This window comes from Ramlibacter sp. (assembly GCF_013697775.1).
GTDB lineage: Bacteria > Pseudomonadota > Gammaproteobacteria > Burkholderiales > Burkholderiaceae_C > Ramlibacter.
Window position 1 is genome coordinate 1 of the sequence record NZ_JACCWG010000094.1, and the last position, 11,185, is coordinate 11,185.

At 66.4% G+C, this 11,185-nt stretch carries 10 protein-coding genes and 1 pseudogene; 10 read left to right on the forward strand and 1 reads right to left on the reverse strand.

Features of this window, described 5'->3' with window-relative positions; all coding sequences use genetic code 11:
- Window positions 1-406, forward strand: a pseudogene (locus H0U68_RS05055) (RNA polymerase sigma factor); the annotation flags it as partial.
- Window positions 407-424: 18 nt separating this feature from the next.
- On the opposite strand, the gene H0U68_RS05060 reads toward H0U68_RS05055, so the two are convergent.
- Window positions 425-1,243, reverse strand: coding sequence for a creatininase family protein (locus tag H0U68_RS05060; protein ID WP_296353308.1), 819 nt, complete (start codon window positions 1,241-1,243; stop codon window positions 425-427).
- Between the two features lie 141 nt (window positions 1,244-1,384).
- Between H0U68_RS05060 and H0U68_RS05065 the strand changes: the two genes are divergently transcribed.
- The 9 genes from H0U68_RS05065 to cas2 all read left to right on the forward strand — a co-directional run bounded on the left by H0U68_RS05065 (window position 1,385) and on the right by cas2 (window position 10,982).
- Window positions 1,385-1,804: an organic hydroperoxide resistance protein gene (locus H0U68_RS05065; RefSeq protein ID WP_296353324.1), complete on the forward strand. Its 420-nt coding sequence runs from the start codon at window positions 1,385-1,387 to the stop codon at window positions 1,802-1,804.
- A 77-nt stretch (window positions 1,805-1,881) separates the two neighbouring features.
- Window positions 1,882-2,886 (forward strand): serine/threonine protein kinase, encoded by a 1,005-nt coding sequence (locus H0U68_RS05070; protein ID WP_296353310.1) that lies wholly within the window; start codon window positions 1,882-1,884, stop codon window positions 2,884-2,886.
- A 56-nt stretch (window positions 2,887-2,942) separates the two neighbouring features.
- Entirely contained in the window at window positions 2,943-5,204 is a 2,262-nt protein-coding gene (locus H0U68_RS05075; protein ID WP_296353312.1) for a CRISPR-associated endonuclease Cas3'', read from the forward strand.
- A 387-nt stretch (window positions 5,205-5,591) separates the two neighbouring features.
- Window positions 5,592-6,266 (forward strand): type I-C CRISPR-associated protein Cas5c, encoded by a 675-nt coding sequence (cas5c, locus tag H0U68_RS05080; RefSeq protein ID WP_296353313.1) that lies wholly within the window; start codon window positions 5,592-5,594, stop codon window positions 6,264-6,266.
- Window positions 6,263-8,068, forward strand: coding sequence for a type I-C CRISPR-associated protein Cas8c/Csd1 (cas8c, locus tag H0U68_RS05085; RefSeq protein ID WP_296353326.1), 1,806 nt, complete (start codon window positions 6,263-6,265; stop codon window positions 8,066-8,068). Before cas5c ends, cas8c begins: the two co-directional genes overlap by 4 nt.
- 16 nt (window positions 8,069-8,084) lie before the next feature.
- The gene (gene cas7c / locus H0U68_RS05090) at window positions 8,085-8,984 is read left to right on the forward strand and encodes a type I-C CRISPR-associated protein Cas7/Csd2 (RefSeq protein WP_296353315.1); all 900 of its coding nucleotides are present in this window, start codon (window positions 8,085-8,087) and stop codon (window positions 8,982-8,984) included.
- 24 nt (window positions 8,985-9,008) lie between these two features.
- Window positions 9,009-9,638, forward strand: coding sequence for a CRISPR-associated protein Cas4 (gene cas4 / locus H0U68_RS05095; RefSeq protein ID WP_296353318.1), 630 nt, complete (start codon window positions 9,009-9,011; stop codon window positions 9,636-9,638).
- A gap of 3 nt (window positions 9,639-9,641) precedes the next feature.
- Complete coding sequence (gene cas1c / locus H0U68_RS05100; RefSeq protein WP_296353320.1) at window positions 9,642-10,682, forward strand: type I-C CRISPR-associated endonuclease Cas1c; 1,041 nt, start codon at window positions 9,642-9,644, stop codon at window positions 10,680-10,682.
- Window positions 10,683-10,691: 9 nt separating this feature from the next.
- Window positions 10,692-10,982, forward strand: coding sequence for a CRISPR-associated endonuclease Cas2 (gene cas2, locus H0U68_RS05105; protein WP_296353322.1), 291 nt, complete (start codon window positions 10,692-10,694; stop codon window positions 10,980-10,982).
- Window positions 10,983-11,185: the final 203 nt, after the last annotated feature.

Consider the following 11,185-nt stretch of genomic DNA (forward strand, 5'->3'; position numbering starts at 1 on the left):
GCTGCGCGAGCTGGCGCCGCTGGTGGAGCAGGCGCCGCCGCAGCGCCTGTCGCCCGAGGACCAGCTGCTGCTGGCGCGCTACGCCGAGCGCTTCAACGCGCGCGACTTCGACGGCCTGCGCGCGCTGCTGGGCGAGGACGTGCGGCTGGATCTGGTCGGCCGCCGCCGCGAGATCGGCCGGCCCATCGTGTCGGCCTATTACGGCAACTACGCCAAGCTCCCCAACCCGGTGCGCGCCGAGCCCGGCGTGCTGGAAGGCCGGCCGGTGCTATGGATCTACGAGGCAGACGCAACAGGCAGCGCCGCGCCGGCCTACGTCATCGTGCTGCGCGGCACGCCCGACTGCGTGGAGGGCATCCGCGACTTCCGCTACGCGCGCTACGTGATGGACGGCATCGCGCCCTGACAGGGTGCTGGAGCCGGATTACTGCGCGGGCCGGTCCACCAGCGTGGACAGCGGCAGCGCCGAGAACTCCTGCAGCAGCAAGGCCAGTTGCCGGCCGGAGGCGTCCAGCAGCACGCGGCCCTTCTCCGCCGTGGCGCCTGCGGCATTGCCGGCCGCGCCCTCGGCGTTGTAGTCCTGCATGGCCCAACCCAGCTTGGCGCTGCGGCCGTTGCCGAGGATGGGATAGTGCGCAGCGCGCTCGCGCGCGCTCGACGCGAAGTCGCGCGCCTGGTCCATGCGCACGCGGTCCGGGCGCAGCGCCAGCATCAGCGAGGTTTCCATCTCGCCGGCGTGGACGCCGAAACGGTGTTCTTCGGCGCTGAACAGGCCGTTGGCGGCATCGCCCAGCGGCAGGTTCCACCAGCTGCAGCTGTAGACCATCAGCTGCTGGCGGGTGCGCAGCTCGCGCGCCACGATGTCCATCACGCTCACCTGGCCGCCGTGGCTGTTGAACAGCAGCAGCTTTTTGACGCCGGCCCGCGCGACGCCGAAACCGATGTCGGTCCACAGCGCCGCCACCGTTTGCGGCGACAGGGTCAGCGTGCCTCGGAACTGCGCATGTTCCGGGCTGTAACCGATGTGCTGCGTGGGTAAGAAAAGCACCGGCAGATCGGCCGGCAATTGCGGCAGAGCGGCCTGCACGATGCCGTCGACCAGGGTCTGGTCGACCGACAGCGGCAGGTGCGGCCCGTGCTGCTCGGTGGCGGCCACGGGCAGCACGGCCACTGTGGATGCAGGGTCGAGCGCGGCGAAGTCGGTGGTGGCCAGGTCGGCCCAGAAGCGCGGCAATGGGGGCATGGCGCATCTTAATCAGCTGAAGGCACGCTGGCAGGAGGCGTATTGCAGCTCATCCATGGTTTTGCATCTTTGGGCACTAGGATGTGCTGGCCAGCGGTCGTCACCCCCTAGCACCTCAATCAGGAAGGAAAAACAATGCCCATGCAGAAACTGCAGCGCACCATCTACACAGCGCGCGTGCACACCACCGGGGGCCGCGAGAACGGCCATTCGCGCAGCGAGAACGGCAATCTCGACGTCAGCCTCTCGCCCCCGGGCACCACCGGCACCGGCACCAACCCCGAGCAGCTGTTCGCCGCCGGCTATTCCGCCTGCTTCATCGGCGCGATGAAGGCGGTGGCCGGCAAGATGGGCACCACCTTGCCCGACGACCTGTCGATCGACGCCGAGGTGTACCTGGGCCCGATCCCGGACGCCTACGGCATCGCGGTGCGCATGATGGTCAGCCTGCCCGGCATGGACAAGGAAGAGGCGCAAAGCCTGCTGGACGCGGCCCACAAGGTCTGTCCTTACTCCAACGCCACCCGGGACAACATCAGCGTCAAGATCGAGCTGTACTGAGCCGGCTTTTGCCGCAGGAAACGCCGCGCTCCGCGCGGCGTTTCCGTTTCCGCGGCACCGGAAGCCGACAATGGCGCATGTCCGCCGCCTCCCATCCCTACGACACCCTCACCCCCGACGCCGTGCTGGACGCCCTGGCCGCCGTCGGCCTGTACGGCGATGGCCGCCTGATGGCGCTGAGCTCCTACGAAAACCGCGTGTACCAGGTGCACCTGGACGACCCGTTCGAGGGCTGCCCCATCGTGGTCGCCAAGTTCTACCGCCCGCAGCGCTGGACCGAGGAGCAGATCCTGGAGGAGCACGCCTTCGCGGCCGAGCTGCTGCAGGCCGAGGTGCCGGCGGTGGCGCCGCTCGCGCCGCAAGGCGCCACGCTGCACCACTTCGGCGGCTTCGCCTTCAGCGTGAGCCCGCGCCGCGGCGGGCGCCCGCCCGAGCTGGACGACATGAACGTGCTGGAATGGATCGGCCGCTTCCTGGCGCGCCTGCACATCGTGGGCGCGGCCGCGCCGTTCCGCTCGCGCCCCGCGCTGGACATCCAGAGCTTCGCCATCGAGCCGCGCGACTGGCTGATGGCGCACGACGCGGTGCCGCTGGAAGTGCAGACCGAATGGCGCAAGGAATGCGACGCGGCCATCGCGATGATCGAGGCCGCGTTCGCGCAGGCGAAGGACGCGGGCGTGCACCACATCCGCCTGCACGGCGACTGCCATCCTGGCAACATTTTGTGGACGCCCGATGCCGGCCCGCACTTCGTGGACCTGGACGACGCGCGCAGCGGCCCGGCCGTGCAGGACCTGTGGATGCTGCTGTCCGGCGAGCGCGCCGCGCGCCAGCGCCAGCTGTGCGCGCTGGTGGACGGCTACGAGCAGATGCGCGAATTCGACCGCGCGGAGCTGGCGCTGATCGAGCCGCTGCGCACGCTGCGCCTGATCCACTACAGCGCGTGGCTCGCGCGCCGCTGGGGCGACCCGACGTTCCCGATCAACTTTCCGTGGTTCGGCACGCCGGATTACTGGCGCGGGCAGGTGCTGATGCTGCAGGAGCAGCAGGAGGCGATGGAGGAGGCTGTGCTGGTGGTGTGACATGGATCACCAAGTCACTGCTGGGCAAGGCCGACAGCTTGCTCTAGAGTGCTTGCGTGCAGCTCAGCGTCCGCCGTAACGGCACTATTTCCCACTTCGCCCATTCCTGGGGTGAAGACCGCGCTGTCTGGCAGTCCCTTCCAGAACACCTGCGCAACGTGGGATTGCTGGCCGCAGAGCGGGCGGGCATCTTTGGCGGTGCGCCGCTTGCGCAGGTGCAGGGCCTCTTGCACGACCTCGGCAAGTACACAGAACCGTTCCAGGCCCGGCTTGCAGGCGCTCCGTTCAGGGTGGACCACTCCACCTGGGGCGCCAAAATCGCCGCAGAGCGCTTTGGTCCGATGGGCTTGCTGCTGGCCTACGGCATCGCCGGCCACCACGCGGGGCTGGCCAATGGCGCGGGTGAAGGCGAGCGCACTGCGCTGTGCAACCGGCTGGCTGTCGACGACCTCCCGGCGCTGGATGCCTGCTGGCAGCAGGATTTCGCGTTACCGTCGAGCTTGACCGTTCCGGCCGGCTTCAAGGCGCACAGCCACGAGCGCGGGCAGTTCCAATTGGCATTTCTAGCGCGCATGCTGTTCTCCTGCCTGGTGGATGCCGACTACATCGACACCGAGGCATATTACGACTCGGTCGAGAAACGGACGTCATTCAGAAGCGGGCCAGCGCCAACACTGGAAGCCCTGCGGGCGGAACTGGACAAGCATCTGAGCCGCTTCATGCCGGACGGCGACGTCAACCGGCTGCGCGCGGACGTGTTGCGCCATGTGCGGGCGCAGGCGTCGCAAGAGGCGGGGCTGTTCTCGCTGACCGTACCGACGGGCGGCGGCAAGACGCTGGCCTCGTTGGCGTTCGCGCTGGACCACGCCATTCGCCACGGGCTGCGGCGCGTCGTCTTCGTCATTCCGTTCACCAGCATCATCGAGCAGAACGCCCGCGTGTTTCGCGAGGCACTCGGACCGCTCGGCGATGCAGCGGTGCTGGAGCACCACAGTGCTTTCGTGGAGCAGCCGCCTGCGCATGGCGATCCGGACCGTGACCAGTCCGCACGCAAGCTGCGGCTGGCCATGGAGAACTGGGATGCGCCAATCGTCGTCACCACGGCGGTGCAGTTCTTCGAAAGCCTGTTCGCGGCTCGGCCGTCCGCGTGCCGCAAGCTGCACAACATCGCAGGCAGCGTCGTCATCCTGGACGAGGCGCAGATGCTTCCGCTCAGGCTGCTGATGCCTTGCGTGGCCGCGATCGACGAGCTGGCGCGCAACTACCGGACGAGCGTGGTGCTCTGCACCGCCACCCAACCCGCATTGAAGGCGCCGGAGTTCGCTGACGGGCTGACATGCGTGCGCGAGCTGGCACCCGATCCGCCGCGGCTGTTCCAGCGGCTGGAGCGGGTGCGCATCCGCCACGCGGGCACCTGGACCGATGACGACCTTTCAGCCCAGATGCGCGGGCGCGAGCAGGTACTGTGCATCGTCAACAATCGCCGCCACGCACGGGCGGTGTACGAGTCGATGGCTGGCCTGCCCGGCGCACGCCATCTCTCCACCTTCATGTGCGCGAAGCACCGCGGCAAGGTGCTGGACGAGGTTCGGCAACTGCTGCGGGACAAGCAGCCGTGCCGGCTGGTCAGCACGTCATTAATCGAAGCCGGTGTCGACGTGGATTTCCCATCGGTGCTTCGCGCCGAGGCCGGCCTGGACTCCATCGCGCAGGCGGCCGGCCGCTGCAACCGTGAAGGGCGGCGCGCGCCGGAGCACAGCGAGGTGCTGGTGTTCGCCACCGCCAACGAAGATTGGGCGCCACCGACGGACCTTGTGCAATTCGCGCAGGCCGGGCGGGAAGTGCTGCATGCGCACAGGGAGGACCCACTCTCGCCTGCGGCCATCGAAAGCTACTTTCGGCAGCTGTATTGGCAGCGCGGGCCGCAGCGGCTCGATGCCTGCGACCTGATGGGCCTGCTGCGCGGCAGCAGAGCAGAGAGCCTGCCGCTGGAAACGCTGGCGGCCAAGTTCCGGATGATCGACGACGTCCAGATGCCGGTCATCGTGCCCTGGGATACGGAGGCGAAGGAAGCATTGCGCGCCCTCGAGTTCGCCGAGGGCAGCGTCAGGCTGGCACGCGCGCTGCAGCCGTATCTGGTACAGATCCCCCGCCACGCCTTCGCCGCCTTGCGGGAAGTCGGCGCGGTGCAGCCGGTCCGGCCCGACCAGTGGGGCGAGCAGTTCATGGCACTGCCTTCGCTGGACCTGTATGACAAGCACGTCGGGTTGCGCTGGGACAACCCGACGTTCATCGATGCCGAGAAGCTACATTGGTAGATCAAAAAACATGTTCATTGAAGCGTATATGCATAGGGGAGTGATTCTTAAGAGAGGGCCTTGACATTATTGTTGTACGAGCCTATCTTCCGCCTCCATGAGCGAACGCCCCAGCACTGGAGGTGCTGGGGCGTTCAGGTGAACCCCCGCTGTGGAGCGGAACTGGCAATTGCCGGAAAGGAGGGCTCGTATATGGCTGCAACCCATATGACCTGCAGATAGTCTAGCCGTCCGCGCCATGGAGGAGTATTTGCTCCTCCATGGCGCGAAACGGTCGCGCCTTAGGTGCGTGGATTGAAATATTGAGGCGTTTGTGCAGGGGGATTGATACGAGGCAAGCAGGCTCTTGCGACTTGGCGTCGCAAGAGCCTCCCAAAGGGAGGGACGATGGCATACGGAATTCGCTTATCGGCGTGGGGCGAGCGCGCCTGCTTCACGCGGCCGGAGATGAAAGTGGAGCGCGTGTCGTACGACGTCATCACGCCCTCGGCGGCACGCGGCATCCTGGATGCCATCCACTGGAAACCCGCGATCCGATGGATGGTGGACCGCATCCATGTGCTCAGGCCCATCAAGTTCGAATCGATCCGCCGCAATGAGGTGGGCAGCAAGCTCTCCGCAGCGAGCGTCGCCAAGGCCATGAAGGCCGGCAGCACCGCCGGGCTCGCCACCCTGGTGGACGAGGATCGCCAGCAGCGCGCCGCCACTGTCCTGCGCGACGTGGCTTACGTGATCGAAGCCCACTTCGACCTGACCGCCAAGGCCGGCGCGGACGACACGGTGGGCAAGCACCTGGACATCTTCAACCGGCGCGCGCGCAAGGGCCAGTGCTTCCACATGCCGTGCATGGGCGTGCGCGAATTCCCGGCCCATTTCAAGCTGCTGGAGGACGGCGAGGCAGCGCCTGCGTGCGATACCAGCCTGCACGGCGAGCGGGAGATGGGCTGGATGCTGCACGACATCGATTTCGATCACGGCATGGCGCCGCGCTTCTTCCGCGCGAAGATGACCGACGGCCTCATCGACGTACCGCCCTGGCACAGCGACGAGGTGAAAGCATGATCCTGCAGGCGCTGGACGGCTACTACCGGCGGCTGCTGGCCAGCGGTACAAGCGAGTTGTCAGCTTTCGGCTACAGCCCCGAGAAGATCAGCTATGCCATCGTGCTCCAGCCGGATGGCAGCGTGCTGCAGATCGACGATTTGCGCGACGGATCGGGCAAGAAGCCGGTGCCTATTGCCCTGAACGTGCCGCAGCCTGCCAAACGCACCGTGGGCATCAAGTCGAACTTCCTCTGGGACAAGACCAGCTACGTGCTCGGCGTGAGCGTCAGTAGCAAGCGCGCCGACAGGGAGCATGAAGCGTTCAAGGCCTTGCATCGGCAGGCGCTTGTTGGCGAGACCGACACGGGGATCAAGGCACTTCTTGCCTTCCTGGACACATGGAAACCCGAAGCGTTCCAGCCTCCCATGTTCAAGGAGGAGATGCTGGACGCCAACATGGTTTTCCGCTTCGCGCACGAGCGGGGCTATCTGCACGACCGGCCGGCAGCGAAACTGGCGCGCGCGCGGCTGCTTGCCGGCGAAGACGGTGAAGAGAGCGATGACGCCCCGGTGGGCACCTGCCTCGTCAGCGGTGAGCGCGGCCCGGTGGCGCGCCTGCACGCCGCGATCAAGGGCGTCAACGGTGCGCAGAGTTCCGGCGCATCCATCGTGTCGTTCAACCTCGATGCGTTCACCTCTTACGGCAAAATCCAGGGCGAAAACGCACCCGTGTCAGTGCAGGCGGCATTCGCCTACACCACGGCACTCAACCACCTTCTGCGCCGCGGCGAGCACAACCGCCAGCGCCTCCAGGTCGGCGACACCACGGTCGTCTTCTGGGCCGAGGCTGACGATCCACGCGCGGCGGCCGCAGCGGAACTCACTTTCGCATCTCTGCTTAATCCACCGCCGAGCGACGCACAGGAGTCGCAGAAAGTGCGGGTGGTTCTGGAAGCGGTTGCCAAGGGCCGTCCGCTGCATGACATCGACCCGGGGCTGCACGAGGGCACGCGCATGTTCGTGTTGGGCCTGGCTCCCAATGCCTCGCGCCTGTCCGTGCGCTACTGGCAGGTGGACACTCTAGACGTGTTCGCGCAACAGCTTGCCTGGCACGCACGCGATTTGCGCATCGAGCCGCTGCCGTGGAAGACGGCGCCGGAAACCTGGCGCCTGGCGCTGTCCACCGCGCCCACGCGCGACGGCCGCGGCAAGTCCGACGACGTGCCGCCCCAGCTGGCCGGCGAACTCCTGCGCTCCATCCTGACCGGCCGGCGCTACCCCGGCAGCCTGCTGGCCAACCTGCTCATGCGCATGCGCGCCGACGGCGACCTGTCGGGCATCCGGGTTGCGTTGTGCAAGGGCGTGCTGGCGCGCAACCTGCGCCTTCAACATTCAAAAGAGGAGGTTCCCGTGAGTCTCGACAAGCAATCGCCGAACCCCGCCTACAGGCTGGGTCGGTTGTTCGCGGTCCTGGAGAGCGCGCAGCGCCTGGCGTTGGGCGGCCAGGTGAACGCGACCATCCGTGACCGCTACTACGGCGCGGCATCGGCCACGCCGGCGGCCGTGTTCCCCATGCTGCTTCGCAACACCCAGAACCACCTGGGCAGGCTGCGCAAGGACAAGCCCGGCATGGCCGTCAACCTGGAGCGCGATATCCGCGACATCGTCGATGGCTTGCAGGAGCAGCTGCCGCGCAGCCTGCGCATCGAGGACCAGGGACGCTTCGCCATCGGTTATTACCATCAGTCCCAGGCGCGCTTCGCCAGCAAGGGCGAGGATGTGGCCGAGACGGAAACCGGCACCACCGCCACCAACGAATGAAGCAGGAGGAGTTTTCATGAGCGCCATCAAGCACCGCTACGAGTTCGTGTATTTCTTCGACGTTTCCAATGGCAACCCCAATGGCGACCCGGATGCCGGCAACATGCCGCGGCTGGACCCCGAGACCAACCGCGGACTGGTGACCGACGTCAGCCTGAAGCGCAAGATCCGCAACTACGTCTCCCTGGAGAAGGAAGGCGGCGCGGGCCACGCAATCTACATGCAGGAAAAGGCCGTGCTGAACAACCAGCACGAACTCGCCTGGAAGGCGCTGGAGATCCCCGCGGATGCCAAGGACGGCTACAAGAAGCTGCCCAGGGACGAGGCCAAGGCACGCGAGTTGACCGCCTGGATGTGCCGCAACTTCTACGACGTGCGCACCTTCGGGGCGGTGATGACGACTGGCGTGAACACCGGGCAGGTGCGTGGGCCGGTGCAGATCGCCTTTGCGACATCGGTCGACCCGGTGGTGCCGCTGGAGATTTCCATCACACGCATGGCCGTGACGACGCAGAAAGAGGCAGACGAACAAAGCGGCGACAACCGCACCATGGGCCGCAAGCACATCATTCCCTACGGCCTGTACCGTGCCCATGGCTTCGTGTCCGCCAAGCTTGCCGAGCGCACCGGCTTCTCCGACGACGACCTGCAGTTGCTGTGGCGCGCCTTGACCAGCATGTTCGAGCACGACCGCTCGGCCGCGCGCGGCGAGATGGCGGCACGCAAGCTGATCGTGTTCGAGCACGAAAGCGCCATGGGCAACGCCCCCGCCCATGTGCTGTTCGATGCCGTGGCCGTTGCTCCCGCGGGCGCCCAGCAGGACCAGGCACCGCGCAGCTTCGCCGACTACCGCGACCGCATTCGCATCGACCGCGCGGCGATTCCGGCCGGCGTGGCGGTGCATGAACTGTTCTGAAGCGGCAGCTTCCGGAGCCAGCAGATGGCGGAAGAAGACCTGGTGCCCATCTCGGCCCTGCAGCATTACCTGTATTGCCCGCGGCAGTGCGCGCTGATTCACCTGGAGCAGCAGTGGGCCGAGAACGCGAACACCGCGCAAGGCCGCGTGCTGCACGAGCGCACGGACAAGCCGCGCGCGGAGCGCAGGCGCGGTGTGCGCACAGTGACGGCACTCCCGCTCTACCACCCGGAACTCGGGCTCACGGGCATCGCCGACGCGGTGGAGTTCTATGCAGCCGAGGCCGGGGAGCTGCCGTTTCCGGTGGAGTACAAGCGCGGTCGGCCCAAATCCCACCAGGCCGATGAGGTGCAACTCTGTGCGCAGGCACTGTGCCTGGAAACAATGCTAGCGCGAACGGTCCCCGCCGGCGCGCTGTTCTACGGGGAAACCCGGCGCCGCGTGGAGGTGGCCTTCTCGCCGCAGTTGCGGGAATTGACGACGCGTACTGCGGCAGCGGTCCGCGCCATGCTGCGGAGCGGCACGACCCCGCTGGCCGACTATGCCGCGAAGCGCTGCGACGGCTGCTCCCTGCTGGATCTCTGCCAGCCACGGCTGCTGCGCCGCCTCCAGTCAGTCAGCACGTGGCTGGCATGCCGGCTGGATGAGAGCTGAAGCATGCGCCGGCAGCTCAATACCCTGTATGTCGCCACCGAGGGCGCGTGGCTGCGCAAGGATGCAGAGAACCTGGTGATGGAAGTAGAAGGCGAGGTCCGGGCGCGCCTTCCCATCCACATGCTGGAAGGGCTGGTCTGCTTCGGCCGGGTGATGGCTTCGCCTGCCCTGCTCGGTTTCTGCGCCGAGCGCGGAATCACGGTGAGCTTTCTTTCGCCGAACGGCCGCTTCCTGGCGCGCGTCGAGGGGCCGGTGAAGGGGAACGTTCTTTTGCGCAGGCAGCAATACCGGGCCAGCGACGAACCGCAACGGTGCAGGAACGTGGCAGCCCACATGCTTATCGGCAAGCTGCACAACCAGCGGGCAGTGCTCATGCGGGGCCTGCGCGACCACAGCGACAAGCTCGCCGCCGAGGGCGAGGCCGCCCTCGCCCAGGCCAGCGAGCGGCTGCGGCGAACCGTCGGCAAAGTCCAGGAGGAGCGCTCGCTCGACGGGTTGCGCGGCCTGGAAGGCGAAGCGGCGCAGGTGTACTTCGGCGTGTTCGACCAACTCGTGCGGGTCGAGTCCAGCGCCCTTCGCTTCACGGGCCGCAGCCGCCGGCCGCCGCTCGATCCCGTGAATGCATTGCTTTCATTCCTGTACACGCTGATCACGCATGACTGCCGCTCCGCGCTGGAGACCGTCGGCCTGGATCCCGCAGTTGGATTCCTGCACCGTGACAGGCCGGGACGGCCCAGCCTGGCACTGGACCTGCTGGAGGAATTCAGGGCGTTTCTTGCTGATCGCCTGGTTCTGTCGCTGCTTAACCGGAGACAGCTCGGCGAAAACGATTTTCAGCAACTGGACGGTGGTGCGGTGACCTTGAAGGACGAAGCACGCAAGACGGTGCTGGTGGCCTACCAGGAGCGCAAGCGGGAGGAACTGCGCCACGCATTTTTGGAAGAGAAGGTCCCCATCGGGTTGTTGCCCTTTACGCAGGCGCAACTGCTGGCGCGCCACATCCGCGGTGAACTGGATGCCTATCCTCCGTTTCTCTGGAAGTGAGCGTTGCGCATGATGGTCCTGGTGAGTTACGACGTGCGCACGACGACCAAGGAGGGTGAGCGCAGGCTGCGACGCATCGCCAAAGCATGCCTGAACCATGGGCAGCGCGTCCAGTTCTCGGTGTTCGAGATCGAGGTGGAGCCGGCACAGTGGGTGAGCCTGCAGAGGCAGCTCACGGAATTGATCGACCCGGCGACCGACAGCCTGCGCATCTACCACTTGGGCAAGAACTGGCGGCACCGCATCGAGCACATCGGCGCCAAGCCCGTACTGGACCTCAGCAACCCTCTTGTGTTCTGAAGCGCGAACCTGCAGCGGCCATGCGCCACCCGTAAGGTTTCGCGCGCAAGCAAGTCCTTGATTCTTATGAGAATCTAGTGTCCTGTCCCGTAAATAACAGGCATTAATCGTGCTTGCTCTTGCGGTATCTTTCGAGCGGAGATACGCAATGAGAACGGGCAGGCCAAAGGCGGATTTGATCTTGTCGGACGAGGAGCGTTCGC

Bases quoted from the DNA above. Each gene is read 5' to 3' on its own strand.
- H0U68_RS05060 (WP_296353308.1), bottom strand. From the start codon at position 1,243: ATGCCCCCATTGCCGCGCTTCTGGGCCGACCTGGCCACCACCGACTTC.
- cas4 (WP_296353318.1), top strand. From the start codon at position 9,009: ATGGCGGAAGAAGACCTGGTGCCCATCTCGGCCCTGCAGCATTACCTG.
- H0U68_RS05065 (WP_296353324.1), top strand. From the start codon at position 1,385: ATGCAGAAACTGCAGCGCACCATCTACACAGCGCGCGTGCACACCACC.
- cas7c (WP_296353315.1), top strand. From the start codon at position 8,085: ATGAGCGCCATCAAGCACCGCTACGAGTTCGTGTATTTCTTCGACGTT.
- cas8c (WP_296353326.1), top strand. From the start codon at position 6,263: ATGATCCTGCAGGCGCTGGACGGCTACTACCGGCGGCTGCTGGCCAGC.
- cas2 (WP_296353322.1), top strand. From the start codon at position 10,692: ATGATGGTCCTGGTGAGTTACGACGTGCGCACGACGACCAAGGAGGGT.
- H0U68_RS05070 (WP_296353310.1), top strand. From the start codon at position 1,882: ATGTCCGCCGCCTCCCATCCCTACGACACCCTCACCCCCGACGCCGTG.
- cas1c (WP_296353320.1), top strand. From the start codon at position 9,642: ATGCGCCGGCAGCTCAATACCCTGTATGTCGCCACCGAGGGCGCGTGG.
- cas5c (WP_296353313.1), top strand. From the start codon at position 5,592: ATGGCATACGGAATTCGCTTATCGGCGTGGGGCGAGCGCGCCTGCTTC.